This window comes from Vibrio sp. HENC-03 (assembly GCF_000305755.2).
Taxonomy (GTDB): Bacteria; Pseudomonadota; Gammaproteobacteria; order Enterobacterales; family Vibrionaceae; genus Vibrio; species Vibrio owensii.
On record NZ_JH976047.1, the window covers coordinates 1 to 16,339 of the forward strand.

Annotated in this window: 13 protein-coding genes and 1 pseudogene; 4 read left to right on the top strand and 10 right to left on the bottom strand. The window is 46.0% G+C overall.

From position 1 onward, the window contains the following. Both VCHENC03_RS25140 and tal read right to left on the bottom strand, forming a co-directional pair. Positions 1 to 309, bottom strand: a pseudogene (locus VCHENC03_RS25140) (transketolase); the annotation flags it as partial. A gap of 125 nt (positions 310 to 434) precedes the next feature. Further along, complete coding sequence (tal, locus tag VCHENC03_RS25135; RefSeq protein ID WP_009704058.1) at positions 435 to 1,385, bottom strand: transaldolase; 951 nt, start codon at positions 1,383 to 1,385, stop codon at positions 435 to 437. 465 nt (positions 1,386 to 1,850) lie between these two features. Between tal and VCHENC03_RS25130 the strand changes: the two genes are divergently transcribed. Then, on the top strand, positions 1,851 to 2,852 hold the full coding sequence (locus VCHENC03_RS25130) for a sugar-binding transcriptional regulator (protein ID WP_005435602.1): 1,002 nt from the start codon (positions 1,851 to 1,853) through the stop codon (positions 2,850 to 2,852). Between the two features lie 126 nt (positions 2,853 to 2,978). Further along, complete coding sequence (locus tag VCHENC03_RS25125) at positions 2,979 to 4,274, top strand: glycoside hydrolase family 18 protein (protein WP_009704059.1); 1,296 nt, start codon at positions 2,979 to 2,981, stop codon at positions 4,272 to 4,274. A gap of 41 nt (positions 4,275 to 4,315) precedes the next feature. Here the strand turns inward: VCHENC03_RS25125 and VCHENC03_RS25120 are convergent, their stop codons facing one another. The 7 genes from VCHENC03_RS25120 to moeA all read right to left on the bottom strand — a co-directional run bounded on the left by VCHENC03_RS25120 (position 4,316) and on the right by moeA (position 12,743). Next, positions 4,316 to 6,607, bottom strand: coding sequence for a bifunctional diguanylate cyclase/phosphodiesterase (locus VCHENC03_RS25120; RefSeq protein ID WP_009704060.1), 2,292 nt, complete (start codon positions 6,605 to 6,607; stop codon positions 4,316 to 4,318). Positions 6,608 to 6,628: 21 nt separating this feature from the next. Further along, positions 6,629 to 7,459: a sulfurtransferase gene (locus tag VCHENC03_RS25115; protein WP_009704061.1), complete on the bottom strand. Its 831-nt coding sequence runs from the start codon at positions 7,457 to 7,459 to the stop codon at positions 6,629 to 6,631. A 55-nt stretch (positions 7,460 to 7,514) separates the two neighbouring features. Continuing rightward, the gene (locus tag VCHENC03_RS25110) at positions 7,515 to 7,814 is read right to left on the bottom strand and encodes a hypothetical protein (protein WP_009704062.1); all 300 of its coding nucleotides are present in this window, start codon (positions 7,812 to 7,814) and stop codon (positions 7,515 to 7,517) included. Positions 7,815 to 7,953: 139 nt separating this feature from the next. Beyond that, positions 7,954 to 8,454 (bottom strand): hypothetical protein, encoded by a 501-nt coding sequence (locus VCHENC03_RS25105; protein WP_009704063.1) that lies wholly within the window; start codon positions 8,452 to 8,454, stop codon positions 7,954 to 7,956. A 12-nt stretch (positions 8,455 to 8,466) separates the two neighbouring features. Next, positions 8,467 to 10,572: an LruC domain-containing protein gene (locus VCHENC03_RS25100; RefSeq protein ID WP_009704064.1), complete on the bottom strand. Its 2,106-nt coding sequence runs from the start codon at positions 10,570 to 10,572 to the stop codon at positions 8,467 to 8,469. Positions 10,573 to 10,748: 176 nt separating this feature from the next. Further along, positions 10,749 to 11,498, bottom strand: a complete 750-nt coding sequence (moeB, locus tag VCHENC03_RS25095) for a molybdopterin-synthase adenylyltransferase MoeB (RefSeq protein ID WP_009704065.1) — start codon at positions 11,496 to 11,498, stop codon at positions 10,749 to 10,751. A 9-nt stretch (positions 11,499 to 11,507) separates the two neighbouring features. Next, on the bottom strand, positions 11,508 to 12,743 hold the full coding sequence (gene moeA / locus VCHENC03_RS25090; protein WP_009704066.1) for a molybdopterin molybdotransferase MoeA: 1,236 nt from the start codon (positions 12,741 to 12,743) through the stop codon (positions 11,508 to 11,510). 288 nt (positions 12,744 to 13,031) lie between these two features. Between moeA and folE the strand changes: the two genes are divergently transcribed. Both folE and VCHENC03_RS25080 read left to right on the top strand, forming a co-directional pair. After that, positions 13,032 to 13,685, top strand: coding sequence for a GTP cyclohydrolase I FolE (gene folE / locus VCHENC03_RS25085; RefSeq protein ID WP_005373478.1), 654 nt, complete (start codon positions 13,032 to 13,034; stop codon positions 13,683 to 13,685). A 276-nt stretch (positions 13,686 to 13,961) separates the two neighbouring features. Beyond that, on the top strand, positions 13,962 to 15,203 hold the full coding sequence (locus tag VCHENC03_RS25080) for an NRAMP family divalent metal transporter (RefSeq protein ID WP_009704067.1): 1,242 nt from the start codon (positions 13,962 to 13,964) through the stop codon (positions 15,201 to 15,203). Positions 15,204 to 15,297: 94 nt separating this feature from the next. Here VCHENC03_RS25080 and VCHENC03_RS25075 read toward each other — a convergent pair whose 3' ends face one another. After that, entirely contained in the window at positions 15,298 to 16,263 is a 966-nt protein-coding gene (locus VCHENC03_RS25075) for a TDT family transporter (RefSeq protein ID WP_005435620.1), read from the bottom strand. Between the last annotated feature and the right edge of the window lie 76 nt (positions 16,264 to 16,339).

Sequence of the window (16,339 nt, forward strand, 5' to 3'; positions counted from 1 at the left end):
GCCGTACTCTGGGTGACCAGGAGTCTTAGAGTGAAGCTGACGGAAGTTCTTAAGATCGTCGATAGATAGCTCGTAGCCTGCAAGGTGCAGTAGAGAGTAGATAAGCATAGAGCCGTGGCCGTTAGACAGAACGAAACGGTCGCGGTCAGCCCACTCTGGGTTTGATGGGTTGTGGTTTAGGTGAGAGCGCCAAAGAACTTCAGCGATATCAGCCATACCCATAGGTGCACCTGGGTGACCAGAGTTAGCTTGTTGAACACCGTCCATGCTTAGTGCACGGATTGCATTTGCAAGGTATTTACGATCCATAGTAGTTACTTCTCGATATTTGATTTAAATAGAGGGAACTTGTCGGAACAAGTTCAAATAGAATTTTTTGAATAAAGCGCTGATGCTAAAAGCGAGTAGGCTGGCTACTCGCTTTTGGTAAGCAATTAAAGCTTAGCTGCGATCATGTCTTCTAGTTTGCCTTGGTCAACCGCGAAGTTACGGATACCTTCAGCTACTTTCTCAACAGCCATTGCGTCTAGGTTGTGCTCCCATAGGAACTCAGCGTGAGACATTGGAGCTGGACGCTCTTTAGAACCTTTAGAATCAACCAGTTTCTCTACAACTTCGCCTTCAGCAGCTTCTAGCTCAGCAAGAAGAGTAGGAGCGATAGTTAGGCGGTCACAGCCAGCAAGCTCTAGGATCTCGCCGATGTTACGGAAGCTTGCGCCCATAACAACTGTGTTGTAACCGTAGTCTTTGTAGTAATTGTAGATGTCTGTTACTGAGATTACACCTGGATCTTCTGAAGCTTCAAAGTCACGACCTTCTTTCGCTTTGTACCAGTCCATGATGCGGCCAACGAATGGCGAGATTAGGAATACGCCAGCTTCAGCACATGCACGAGCTTGTGCGAAAGAGAATAGAAGCGTTAGGTTACAGTTGATGCCTTCTTTCTCTAGGATCTCTGCAGCGCGGATACCTTCCCAAGTAGAAGCCAGTTTGATTAGGATACGGTCGTTAGTGATGCCTGCGTCGTTGTACATTTTTACAAGTTGACGCGCTTTAGCAACGCTGCCTTCTGTATCGTAAGAAAGACGAGCATCTACTTCTGTAGAGATACGGCCAGGGATAGTTTTTAGGATCTCTTTACCGATGTTTACTGCAAGCATGTCACAAGTGTCTTGTACTTGTTGTGCTTTGTCGTTGCTTTGTGCTTTTGCGTATTCGATAGAAGCGTCGATTAGAGGTGCGTACTCTTCGATTTGAGCCGCTTTTAGGATAAGAGATGGGTTCGTTGTTGCATCTTCAGGTTGGTACTTTTTGATTGCGTCAATTTCACCAGTGTCCGCTACTACAGTTGTTAGTTTACGAAGTTGCTCTAACTTGTTGCTCATAATCGATCATCCTATATAAATGGGCTTAAGTGTGGTTTTCAATACCACAGCTTGTGCATTTGCAAGCGTGTCGGCTAATCGTCTCATCATATTTAACGAGACATCTGCTCAGCCAACTACGGAAAATTTCGGTACCGAACATTTGCTATGAACATTTGATCGGTAGCTGAGTAAATGATGAATCCATATTTATCCTATCCATGCTGAAAGTCAATCGCCGAAACCGACTTTAAGTGAAGTTCATCAACGTTTTTTTGCTGTGTGTTCAGAGCATGGCCGAAATAAACGTTTGCCCTTATTGTTCAAGGCTTGAGCAGTGCTGATATTAATAAAATTACGCAGTGAGAAAATGTCATTGCAGTGAGCAAATGTCGCAGTAAAATTGGAGGGTAACATATGCTAAGTCAATGAGCGGATGCTCACTAATGCATACAATGTCGATCCTCTAAAAGGGCGAGGAAAACCATGAGCAGTTCTAACCAAGATATTTCTATTGAAAGCACAGACTTACTAACGGAGATTTCCGTTGCTTATTATCAAGATGGTGCAACACAGGAAGAGATATCCAGAAAATTTTCCATTTCTCGTGCCAAAGTAGGGCGAATGCTCAAACAGGCACGTGATGAAGGGATTGTTGAAATCACCGTAAAGTACCATCCAGTGTTCAGCGCCAAGATCGAGCAGCGCTTGATTGATCGCTTTGGTGTGAAACGCGCGCTGGTGGCATTGGATCAGCCCAATGAAGAAGCGCAGCGCCTTCAAGTGTCAGGTTTGGTCTCTAACTATCTCACTAGCACGCTCAAGAACGGCATGGTAGTGACGGTAGGGCAAGGGCGTAACGTATCTTCCGTGGCTCATCACATTGGTGTTATTACGCCGCGTGATTGTAAGTTTGTGTGTGGTATCGGCGGGATCCACCCTCGTGGCGGTATGTTTAACGCCGACCACATTTGCCGACAGTTTGCTAAGAAATATGGCGGAACCTCCGAAACCCTTTATGCACCGGCTTACGCTGAAAACCGAGAGCAGAAAATTGCCTTCATGCAAAATGCTACGGTCAAACAAACGCTCGATCTTGCACGTAAAGCGGATGTAGCCCTTGTCGGTATCGGTGATATGAGTGAAAACAGCTACATGGTTGACCTTGGATGGTTCACTCCAGATGAAGTGGTGCAATCTCGTTTGATGCAAGGTGTCGTCGGGGATTTTGCTGGCTATGACTTCTTTGATATCCACGGCAACGTCGCAAACACAGTGATGAGTGACCGAGTAATCGGCTTGGGTATCGAAGAGTTTAGACCTATTGCAGAAGTGATTGCGATTGCGGCGGAAAACAGTAAGCCACTCGCACTGTTAGGCGCTTTAAGAACTGGCGCGATAGATGTTATTGCAACCAGCGTTAGTAACGCACTGACGGTTCTTAACTTGGATGAGCAGATGCACGGCAACAGTACATCAGAGGTTTAGCACAAATAATATGCAAACTATGTAATCAGGCTGCGAGGATTTATAAATGACTCGCAGCCTGATTTCGTTTCCAAGTTAAAAATAATCCTCAGGAGTAATTTGTAGTTGATTACTCTGGAGGAAATTATGAAAAAGACACTTCTCGCAGCTGCTTTATTTACGGGGTTAACAAGCATGGCGAACGCCGAGCAAAAAGTCGTGGCAGGCTATTTTGCTGACTGGCAATACGCTAACGCAGACAACCCATACACAGTAAAAGAGATCCCAGCTGATAACCTGACCCATATCATCTATGCGTTTTTGAGCATGTGTGGTCCTCATACTGGCGCATCTCAGACAGTGCAAAAGTTAGTCGCTAAGCAATGTGAAGGCAAAGAGCCATATACCGCTATTCTGGTTGATACCGAGGCGGCACTTGAAAAAGATTTTGGTCCGGTCTCTGTCGATGTTCCATATAAAGGGCACTTCGCTCAATTAGCCGAACTTAAGAAGCAACACCCTGATCTGAAAATTCTCCCTTCTTTTGGCGGTTGGACCATGTCTGAACCTTTCCATGCAATGGCTAAAAACCAGCAAGCGATGGATCAATTCTCTAAAACGGCTGTTGAGTTGATTGCTCAATACGATTTCTTCGATGGCATTGACTTGGATTGGGAATACCCAGGTGGCGGCGGTTTAACCACTTCTCCTTGGAACCCAGATACTAAGCTGACGGATGAGCAGAAAGCGCTTGAACGTGACGCCTTCACATATCTAGTTAAAACCATGCGTGGTGATTTAGATACACTAGCGAAAAAGACCAAGCGTGAGTACGAGCTTTCAACCGCGGTGGGTGTTGGTCCAAAAGCGGCGGGCATCGATTGGAAAGCGGCGCAGCCTTACCTAACCAACATGTTTGCGATGACTTACGACTTCCTTGGTGGTTGGGGGCAACAGACAGGGCATACGACGAACCTACATGCGACTGACCGTAGTTGGTGGGGAATGGGCGCAGACGTGTTCATTAATCAAATGATTGAGCTGGGCATTCCGAGTGAAAAGCTAGTGATTGGTGCGGCGTTCTACGGTCGTGGCTGGCAAGGTACCAAAGATTTTTCTGGAGGCTTACCAACTCAAGACCTAGTTTCTGAGCAAGGCGCACAGTTCGGTACTGGTGAGAATGGCTACTTCATGTTCTGGGATCTGATGAAGAACTACAGCACGAAACAGGGATATGAGTACAAATATGATGAGCAAGCTCAAGCGCCTTACCTTTGGAACCCAGATAAGAAGGTGTTCATCTCATTCGAAGATCAGCGTTCGATAAAAGCCAAAGCAGATTGGGCGAAACAATCAAACCTTGGTGGGATCTTTACATGGGAACTATCAGGAGATCCGAAAGGGGAGTTAGTCGAAGTGATGTATAAGGAAATGCAGAACTAGTCTCTGTCTCTTACGCAATAATCATGTAAATTAAGCCGTCGCTATTGTTCGACGGCTTTTTCGTTGTGGTTCTCTGCGGCAAAGCTAATCAATTGCTCAAAAGGCAAGGGTTTGGAATAGAAGTAGCCTTGAATCAAATCACAGCCACAAGCGGCAAGTTGGTCGCGTTGCTGACGTGTTTCAACCCCTTCAGCAAGCACTTTCATCCCAAAGTTTTTACCGATAGCAATGATGTTTTGCACCATGTTCAGTGCTTTTTCATCGTTCTCGATATTGTCGACGAAGCTCTTATCGATTTTGACTTCATCAATCGGTAACGCTTTGAGCATCGAAAGTGAAGAGTAGCCTGTCCCAAAATCATCCAAAGAAATCTTGAAGCCTAGAGTGTGTAAGCGTTCGCAAATCGGGGCAAACTTGTTGAGGTCTTCAATAAATAGGTTCTCGGTGATTTCGAGTGTGATGCGATGTTGGTCGACTCCATGTTTATCAATCAACGCCACTAAGTCGTCGATAAAGTTGACTTGAATGAACTGTTTGACCGAGATATTTATCGACATTTGAATTGGCTGACTGGCTAGTTTGGTTAGGCGAGCCATATCAATCAAACTTTTCTCGATGATCAACTCACCCAGTCTCACCATCAAGCCTGAGCTCTCCGCTACGGGGATAAATTCATTTGGTGGAACAAAGCCTAACTCTTCATCTTGCCAACGAATCAGGGCTTCAACACCATAGATTTCACCGTTCACGTTTAACTGCGGTTGATAAACTAGGAATAGATTTTGTCGTTCGATTGCTAACCTCAAACGTTGTTCAACCTTCATTTTATGCAGGTGTTTGGCTTGCATTTGTTGGTCGAACACACTGTATGCATTGCGCTCTTTTTTCGCCTGATACATCGCGATATCTGCCGAGCGAAGCAATGCGTCTAAATTTTTGCCGTGTGAAGGGTAGAGGGCAACACCGATGCTGCAACTCAATAGAAACTGGTTTTCGTTCACAAGGTAAGGCTCAGACAAGTACTGAATCAGATCACTTGCCAGCGTTCGCACGGCATTTTCATCGGTACGGTTGACGAGCAGTATGAACTCATCACTGGCTTCTCTGACAATCAATCGACCATCACTGTCGAAGCTTTTCAAGCGCTGTGCGATTTGCTTCAACACTTCGTCGCCGAACTCGTGCCCATGAGTGTCGTTGACCGATTTAAAGTTATCGATGTCGATGAACATCAGAGTAAATGGGGTTGAAGACCCGCTCAACCAACCTTTGATATGTGTTCTGAGATATTCGCGATTTGGCAGCAGCGTTAGGTGATCATGATGTGCTTGGTAAAGAAGCTTTTGGCGCGTCGCCAGTTCGTTATTGGCAATAGAGCGAACGAGTGCATAAAAACCCGCTTGGATAAAAAGAAAGACAATGGAATACAGTGCAAATTGGTCGAAAAATCCACTTTGGATGTAGCGTAGATCAGTGGAAGACGAGGCCCATAGTTTGTAATCAGGCAGGTACTTCAGCGTGACGAGTTGATTAATTCTCGGATCATCAGCAACAATGTTGACCGCACCAGATAACGCCTTGACGGTTTCTCGACTCCACCCGTACTTTTTCTCAACCTGTTCAAAAACAATGGATTTTTTGTGCCCATCAGCAGGCAGGGTATAACTGAATAGACTTGCTTGTTCTGCTGAGGTAAAGGTTAGGTAGCCGTCTTCTCGGACCAAAGAGACGCGATTGTGTTTGTTGGCGTGCACATCATTTCTGAACACCAAAGACGAGTTCATGTTGAACCCTGCTGTCATCACCGCCAGCACCTTACCACTTTTATCTCGAATCGCTTTTCGAATTGGAATCACTAACGAATCGAGTGCAGGCATGAAATAGGTTCGGCCCACGACCATATGGTCTGATTGTAGTGCGGCTTCGAAAGTCTGTTTAGTCTGAGGATCTTGTTTGAGGTTGTGGAGCTTTTGTAAATCCAGATTGGAACTAATGGCAAGATAATCCCCTTCAGGATTCGTCAGGCCAAAAGCGGCGATGGCGGGATGGATATCCATCAAGTCATCAAGCAATGGGCGCATTTGCAATGACGCGGTGCGAGTGAAATCGTTTTGGTCAATCAGTTGATGCCCAACGACCTCTAGCAGCGTTTCTTGCCCTTTGAATAGAGAATCGACAGAAGAAGCAAACAACTCCAATTGAAGGAGCTGCTTGTCCTTATATTTATCGAGAGTGGATTCGTAATGATAGTGACCAAACAGAGAGAACAATCCGACACTAATGGCAAACAGTGTCATATAGAGCGTCCAAATGTTCTTCTTTAAGCCGATCATATCGTTTTACTGCTCCTGATCTTAACGCTCGATAGGTAGAGAGTGGTCAGCGCCCCATTCGGTCCAAGAACCATCGTACACCGACAGATTGTCCAGACCGATTTGATACGCCGCGAGTAATAAAATGCATGCGGTCACACCGGAGCCGCAACTAAAAATGATTGAATTATCACTATCTATTGTTAGTGCGCTAAATATCTGTTGCAACTCTGAATTCGGTTTAATGTGACCGTTGGTTAAGAGTTCTTGAAACGGTAAGCAAACCGAATTTGGAATGTGCCCACTACGTAGACCTTCTCGTGGCTCAGGCACTTCACCAAGGAAGCGAGCTTTGGCTCTGGCATCGATGATATTGGCACTATTATTGGTTGAATGAGCAAGAACATCTTGTGCACTCAAAAAGGCATTTTGGCTGAGCTTGCCCGCAAAGTTACCTTTTTCGCTTGGTTCCGATAGGGCACCTTCGGCAGGGAATCCAGCTTCAATCCACGCTGGAAGCCCACCGTTTAAGACTCGAACATTATTATGTCCCATGGCCTTGAACATCCACCAAGCTCTTGGTGCCGCTAAAGTGCCTGAGTTGTCATAAACCACAATCAAGTCTTCGTTGTTCAAACCGAGTTGTTGCGCACTTTGGTTGAAGCCGTCTTCTGTTGGCATCATATGCGGTAGTGAGGAACCGGGTAAGCAAAAGTCATTGTCGTAATCAAAGCGTAAAGTATTTGGAATCCACTTATCTTGGATCTTTTTGCCTTCAGAAGGAATTTGAAACGCAATACTAGCGTCGAGGAGCTTGACGTTAGTTTGGCCGAGAAGGCTATTGAGTTCATCAGTACTGATCAGTGCTTGCATTGTTTTTCATTTCCTCAAAGTAGTATGACGTTTGACATGAATTCGAAGAGTAGGCTCATTCGCAGTTTAAAAACGTGAGCGGTTGCTCGAAGAGTGAATCCGTAGCTTGGTTGAATGTCACTAAGGCACCTTCAGGACAATGTACAGAGGTTGGAACCGCAACACGCTTTGTTCCGAGTGCCTCTGATTCGACGGTGAGATAGCGTCTTTGCCCATCGAGGGATTGTGTCAGGGTATTTGAAATCACTTTTGCGGTGATGGTTTGTGTTTCATCAGAAGATGTTAGCCACAGAGCCAAACATAATGCGACGATGGCAGCAACAAAGACCAAAATGAAGGTTTTCGGGTTGTCCAACGTGTTTTCCCGCTCGATGATTAATCCTACTGTTTTACAACAAAAAAATCGCATGTTCAAAAGAACGATGCGATTTTTAAGTTAAAGATTGAAGATTTGTTCTGAAAGGCTGCTTTCGCTATGCCTTCAATTTACCCAGTTACATGGCCCAAGTGTTGTCTCCAGAAGTAATCACTTTCTGAATTGGGTCACTACCGTCATAGAACCAAATCTCAACAAGCAGGCTACCTTGGCTATCAGAGACATTAAAGTCGACATTTGCTGTACCGTTGTTGAGTGGAACCGATGCGACTTTACTTGGGTATCTTGCATCGTAGTTACCTGAACTGTTCTCGACAAACTCTTTGTACACGCTTAGGTGTGCTCGTTGTGAAGAGAAACCACTGATGTCTACATTGAGCGTACCTTCCGTCACTGGGTTGTAGCTAAAGTCATCTGGTACTACTAGATCCTGCATGGTTACATCTTCTACTGTTACCGTTGTCTCTTCTTCGGTTGTTTCTTCCTGTTGGGTAGTATCTTCCTCTGGTACGGTGGTTTGGGTTGGTGGAGGTGGTGTACTGTTACCACCTCCGCCGCCACCGCCTCCGCCACAAGCTGTTAGTGCTAATCCCATGATGATTGTGATAAGTGCTTTCATAATGTTATCTCCCTATGGAATGTAGCATTTGTTAGGTGTTGGAGCGGTGTGCCAATCTGTGCTTAGTTCGCCACCAGACTCAGCCCAAGTTTGGAATTGAGGGTATGCATCGACCATGTCTACACGCTCTAGCGGCCAATCCCAATCTTCTACTATCAACAGTGCCCAAGGTAAGTTGTTGGCTGTTTTAAAGTACACACCTTGTGCTGGGTCACTTGCATCGACGCCGACACCGAAGAGGTTTTGGTCATCAAACTGTTCTGTTGGTGCTTGGTCTGCTAAGTGAACTTCCCACTTACGACCTGGTTGGAAGGTAATACCATCGCCATGGTAAGTGCCCGGTGTTGCAAAGATGAACGGGTCGTATGGCATGGCTTGAATGGCTGAACGGTCAGAGCCTTCAGTGAAGTAAACATTCAAGGTGAAGGTGAGTGAGACATCATCATCACAGCCAGACTCGGTACGGAAGTAGCTACAGCTGCTCGCCGCGTGTGTGCTTAAGTCTTCACTGATGATGAAAATGGCTTCATCAGAAATACTTTCCAAACCATTAGATGCTTGTTCTACACCATTGAAGGATAGCGTCGTTAATCCATTTTCAATCGAGCTTCTCAATACACCCGGTAGTCGGATTGCGAAGCCATTTTTGTAACTTGCGCCGTAAGCCGCTAGGTCACCTGTAATCTGGATATTCTCAACATGACCAGCAAGACTGGTTTCAGTGATGCGGAATTTCACGACCACATCGTTCATGTCGTAGTCTGCGGTGTATGGCCAATTATCTTCATAAGCCACGGTGGCGTAATCTTCTGCACTCGGGAAATATTCCACTGAGTAACCATTACCAGTGATGGTGATTGGGTAATCTTCCACCTCACCAGATGTCGAACCACCATCGTAGTTTAATCCGGTTTGTTGGCTAAAGCGGAATCGACTCCAGCTTGAACCTTCCGTTGCAGCGGTTGAAACGACAAACGGTAGGGGATTATTACCCGCAGACAGTAATTGGTCAGTAAAGACTTGTTCGCCTTCATCATCAAAGTCACCATCGCGGTTCCAGTCAAACCATGCTGATAAGTAGCCAGAAGTAGAAGCTGTCACATTCACAATTGAACTTAAACCTGGGTCAAGTGCGGATACAAAACCAACACCATCTTCATCAGCGGTGCCCACAGAGTTGTCGTTTGCCTGACCGTCGGCATCACCATCTGGAGCGACTGAACCAAGCCAAGTGACACCGTCCACCTCGTGGCGAGGACCGTTTGACGCAAGCGTGGTGTGGTAGCTGTCTGGAGCATCACCAAAATCAATTGGCTCGTCTTCGTTAATCACGGGAGCATTCGCACAACGTGCGCCATCATTTTGGCTTGAACTTGGACCGTTGGATACAAACTCGACCGCTGGAACGATACCTGCTGCGATATTGACTGCGTTATCTTCCGAAAGGTCAACGCGATAAATTTTGCCATCTTGGTTACGTGACACGTAATAGTTGCCGTTTACATCGAAGTAGCCAGCACCAAATGTGCCTAACTCGCCAGTGTCACCAATCGCATTTGCGCTACCATTTGATGGGTTGAACTGATACAGCACTCCAGAGTTATTGTCGATGCCGTAAAGGGAACCGTCGCCGGGATGGAATGCAAAGTCGGTTAGGTTCACAGTCGCTGTAGAGCTGATTTTCACGATGCTCAATGTTGCATTTGGATCAGAATCGAGCGGAGAAAGGTCAATGGAGAAAAGTCCTTTGCCTTTGCGATACAAGTAGTAGACGTGGTTGTAAACGTCACCTACGTAAAACGTGTGGTCGGTAGGAAGACCTGAAACATCAAGCGTCTCTGCTTGGAAGTCTTGACCAAGACGAACAATCTTTTTGTTTGTGGTGTCGTAGCCGTAAATATAACGGTCAGTGAAGTTAAAACCTACCCCGTTAATGCCCGAAGCCAAACCTGTGTCGTCCTCTAAAAGAGTCGTAGAACCTGTAACCAAATTGACGCCATAGATTTGAACCGGGGTTGATTGGAATAGGTACGCTTTGCTTGGGCATGTGTCAAATGGCGCCGCTTGTGCATAAGCGCTCGCTATTAGAGACCCAAGTAGTAGTGATGTCCTTTTCATAATTCGCCCTCTCATTGGTTCGTGATATATGCAATGAAAGGAATGTGCCAAATTTTAAGTTATTGAATTTTAAGAAATTAAAATTTGTAAGAAGAAGGGTTTTAAATCTGATTGTCAAAATGAGAAAAAAGCCCAACATCGAGTTGGGCTTTTTGGGAATGATTAGAGGTATAGAATTAACTACAAACCGGACAGGAGGGCATTTTCATCAGATTCATTTCTCGCCAAGACATGCTGAGCGCGTCCAAAATCAGAATTTTGCCTTTCTTTGGCTGGCCGTAATCAGCAATCACTTTAATCGCTTCCATCGCTTGTACTGCGCCAACAATACCCACAACAGGCGCCATGACTCCAGCTTCGACACAACTTAACGCACCGCTGCCGAAGAGGGCACTTAAGCACTGGTAACATGGTTGCGTTGGGTCATCGTAAGTAAACACACTCACTTGGCCTTCCATACGAATGGCCGCGCCTGAAATTAGCGGTGTTTTGGTCGCAAAACATAGGCGGTTAAGTTGATTGCGCGTATCGACGTTATCTGATGCATCGACAACAATAGTGTGCTGCGTAATCAGGCTCTCTAACGCGGTATCATCAAGACGTTTTGCGATGGTATCTACGATAATGTGCGGGTTAAGCTCGCGTAGCGCATCGGCCGCCGACTCTACCTTCTTACGACCAATATCCGCATCGTGGTGCAGCACTTGGCGCTGAAGGTTAGACAGCTCGACGATATCATCATCAATCAGCGTGATTTTACCGACACCAGCAGTCGCCAAATATTGGCTTGATGCACAGCCTAAACCGCCAGCACCAAGCATCAATACCGATGCTTTTTTGAGTGCTTCTTGTCCTTCAAAGTCAAACTGACGAAGAATGATTTGGCGGTTGTAACGCAACATTTCCTGATCGGAAAGAATATCCACAACGACTTCCTAGTAAAGGGTTGAGTTGAATAGTTGAATCTGAACCGTTTCGCCCACTTCAACTCGGCCGCGTTCACGTTCTAATACAACAAAACAGTTCGCTAGGCTCATTGAGCGGAATGCGCCAGAGCTCTGGTTACCGGTTGTTTCAACCACAAACTTACCATCTTCCAATTTGTAGATACCACGTTGGTAATCGGTACGACCTGGCGCTTTCTTAAAGGCGGTTTTGGTTGTTGCAGGAATAGACTCGGGTGCTTTCCATTCGGTGTGGCCTGCAAGTTTTGCCAGCATTGGTTGAACAAGCACGTACATAGTAAGAACTGCAGAAACAGGGTTACCCGGCAGACCACAGAACCAAGCTGTACTTAGCTTACCAAATGCGAAAGGTTTACCCGGCTTGATTGCTAGCTTCCAGAAACCGATTTCACCAAGCTCTTCAAGAATGTCTTTGGTGTAATCCGCTTCGCCTACACTGACACCGCCTGAGGTCACGACCACATCTGCCAAAGTTTGCGCTTGTTCAAAGGTTGCTTTTAGAGTCTCTGGGCAATCTGGAATGATGCCAAGATCAATGGCTTCACAACCGAAGTTCTCGATAAGCGGTTTAATACCGTAACGGTTGCTATCGTAAATCTGACCTTCGTCTAGCGGTTCGCCCAGTGGTTTAAGCTCATCACCTGTAGAGAAGAAAGCAACTTTGGGTTTACGCACTACTGTCACATGGCTTACACCAAGAGACGCAATCATCGGAATATCACGAGGTGTCAAACGTGCACCTTTTGCCAGTACGATATCGCCTTGCTTGATGTCGTCACCTGTTGGGCGGATGTTGTTTTGCGGCTTCACGTCAGTTTGGTTGAACTGAATGCCAGCATCCGTCACTTCTGTGTTTTCTTGCATAATAACGGTATCACAACCCTGTGGGATTTTTGCGCCAGTCATGATGCGAACACAGGTACCTTGAGGCCATTCACCTTCAAAAGGTTGTCCTGCAAATGATTTACCTACCAGAGGCAAAACAGAAGACGACTCAAGATCTTGAATGCGAATAGCGTAGCCATCCATTGCTGAGTTATCGAATGGCGGTACGTGAATAGGAGACAGGATGTCTTCTGCCAGTACAAAACCGAGTGCTTCAGCAAGTGGAAGAGAAAGCGTTGTTTGGATAGGTTTGATTCGCGATAGCATTTTGTCCATCGCTTCTTCAATTGGCATTAAGCCAGGTGCGTCGCAGCAGCCCATTGAGAAAATCCTGTGTTCTTTTGTTTTGTGGCAACTTTACCATAAAAAGGGGACCGAGTAAGAATGTCCACCTATAAAATATGGGTGTAATTATTCAAAAATCCGAGTATCCTTGTCAGCCATCCGAAAGGGGTAAAAAAGCCCGCGGAGCTCAATAAAATCAGCTCAGTACCTATATTTGATGTGACTTGGTGTAAAGACACGAAACTGAGCAACTCAAAGCGAAAAATATGAATGCAATTTTGATTGGGTTTGTATTAAAGCGGAAGTAACAAAAGAGGAAGTGGAATGTCAGGTCTTAGCGAGTCAGCGAAGTTAGTAAAAGAAGCGCTAGAGCAACGCGGTTTGGAAACGCCAATGCGTCCAAACAACGTAAGTCGTGAAGAGAAGAAAGAGAAGATCGAGCACCACATGCGTGAGATCTTAGGTCTGCTTCAACTTGACCTTACCGACGATAGCCTAGAAGAAACCCCTCACCGCATTGCTAAGATGTACGTTGACGAAATCTTCTCTGGTTTGGATTATTCCAATTTCCCGAAAATCACGGTGATTGAGAACAAGATGAACGTGAGCGAGATGGTTCGCGTGAAGGACATCACAGTGACCAGTACTTGTGAACACCACCTTGTGACCATCGATGGCAAGGCTGCTGTGGCTTACATCCCACGTGGCAAGATCATTGGCTTATCAAAGATCAACCGTATCGTTCGCTTCTTTGCCCAGCGTCCGCAAGTACAAGAGCGTATGACTCAGCAGATTCTTGTTGCTCTTCAAACGTTGCTTGAGTCTGATGATGTGGCAGTGACGATTGACGCAACACACTACTGTGTGAAATCTCGCGGTGTGATGGATGCAACCAGCGAAACGACGACAACAGCATTGGGTGGCATCTTCAAAAGCAACCCAGCAACGCGTGCCGAGTTTCTGCACGGTTTACGCTAAGTAACCAAGCACTATTCTAAGAGGATGGCAAACGCCATCCTTTTTTGTATCTGTCTGAAATGAATAATGATTTGAGAATGAACACGACAAAAATCATTTATCGATTTCTGTGTTGACAGTCACATGCGATAGACTTAATATCCGCGCCCAGCAAACGGTTGCGAAGGTTCACTTCTCTATTCGTTCTGCCCAATTTGATTCTTCAAGCTCAGCTGATCTCGGTCAGTTGTCTTTCTGTTTTCTAATAGTAGAAAGGCAACAAAATTGAGATTTGGCATGACCACACAAACCACCATCAACTCGACTGCTCCCGCTTCTGTTCAAGCATCGGAAAACAGTTGGCAAAAGAAAGCAATTCTTAGTGTCGCGTTCTTAATGGCGACCACGTCTGTTGGACCTGGCTTTTTAACCCAAACAGCGGTCTTCACCAATATCTACAAAATCGACATGGCATTCCCTGTGTTTGCATCCATGTTTATCACCTTTGGTATTGTGATGAACTTATGGCGCATCGTAGGTGTGTCTGGTATGCGCATTCAAGATATTGCCAACAAAGTCGCGCCGGGTATGGGCTATATTGTGGGCATTCTGTTGGCTCTTGGCGCTGTCGCTTTTAACTTTGGTAACGTAAGTGGTTCTGCACTCGGTATTAATGTATTAACAGGTGTGGATACGACTTGGGGGGCTCTTTTCACAGGCGTGGTAGGTTGTTTGCTGTTTGTGGTGCACAACGCTTCTAAACGTATGGACCAAATGGCGCGCTATCTTGGCTTGTTTATGATCATCTTAATTGCGTACGTTGCGATGACCAGTTTACCGCCAATGGGGGAGACCTTGAGCGCAGCAGTAATGCCTACTGATGTTGGCAGCCTGCTATTACCGACGCTGACTATCGTTGGTGGCGCAGTCGGTGGCTATTACACGGGCGCACAGCGTTTGGTTGATATTGGCTTACAAGGTAAAGAGAACGTACCCGCTATCAAGACGGCAGCTTGGGCTGGTATTTCAATTGCCGTGGTGATTCGCATCCTGTTGTTTATGGCAGTGTTCGGTGTGATTGCCACAGGCGCGACTTTGGACTCTGCAAACCCAGCCGCAGACGCGTTCCGTCAAGGTGCGGGTGAGGTAGGCTACTTTATCTTTGGTTTGGTGTTGTTTGTTGCTTCGATTACCTCGGTTGTGGGTAACTCGTACATGGCGATCTCCCTTATCAAAACACTTTTCCCAGTTGTGGCTCGCAACGAGAAAGCATGGTGTGTTGGTTTTATTATTATCACATCGCTTGGCACTGTGACGATGAACATGCCTATTCTGCTGCTAATGCTGGCTGGCCTTGTTAACAGTATTATCCTGCCAATCGTTTTAGGTATGGTGCTGGTGGCGACACGCAGAAAAGACATCGTAGGTGACTACAAACACCCTGTCTATTTAACGCTGACGGGCGTAACAATTGTCGTAGTGATGGCGGCATCAAGCATGACCAATATCAGCAACTTTATGGCCAAGTTTATCGGCTAACTCAATGCATCGGCTAATGTGTATCGAGTAATGTTTGTCGGGATATGAGCTCGCTAAGAACAAAAGAAAACGACCTCGTAATGAGGTCGTTTTTTTATGTCTGTTTTGAAGGCGTTCTTACCAGTTCTGGCCAGTACATTTTCACATAACCAGCAGAAACCCAAACGACAAGTACCGTGGCAATGCTTAACTCTAGGAATCCAAAATCGTGCAACCAATGCCAGTGGGGATGAGACTCAGCAAAAAAAGTGGTGAGGCGATGCATCGCAATAGCACTAATAACGGAAGGGAAGGTCACGGCCGCAATAGATGGCTGGAACTTCAAACGCATTAAGCGGAAGTAACACAGATAAATCAGCAACGTCATGGTGATTGCGATGCCTGCCAATGCGCCTGTCAGAATCGGGTCTGGCTCGCCAAAATTGACCAAATATGCCGCTAAAGACAAGTTCACCGGAGCTGCCATGATCGCCAAGGTTGGGCGTGCACGGCGTGGCAGGGAACCAAAGAACACCAATCGATATAGCACTAATGGCAACATAAAGAAGTAAATGCCAATACACATCATCGCCAAGGTTTCAGAAAACACATTATGGCCGAATTGAGAACCTGCAAGGGAAGAACTGATCAAGCCAACAGGATATAAGAACCAACTTGGCACGATGTTCGACATCTTGAAGTTCATGATCTGGAAGCCAAAGAACAACACCATCATCGTAAAGTGAAGTAAGACCGCCACAAACCACAATGGATACGCAATAATTGGTGCTACTGCCGCAAGGTAGTCACACAGCACGAGTAAGGCCATGCTCATTGGAGCCATTAAACTACCACTCAGCGGGTGTTTGATATCCGCCATAAACAGGCGAGGGCTGGTGGCGTATTTTAGGAGAACTGGAGTGAGGAGCAATGCACCAAGTGCAGCAAGAAATGGTCTTATCGGTTCGCCAATGTCAGGAATGTATAAAGCCCAAGCTTGTCCAAGCCCTATCATACCCAGTGCCAAAGCCGCTTGCGAAGGCGGGACACTGTAAAACTGTACAAGTCTTCTCCAGTTCAAAACTACTCCGAGATTGGATGAATCACTCTAATTTGAGGCGAGAATACTAACAATATTCATGAGTCGTTACCCTTAA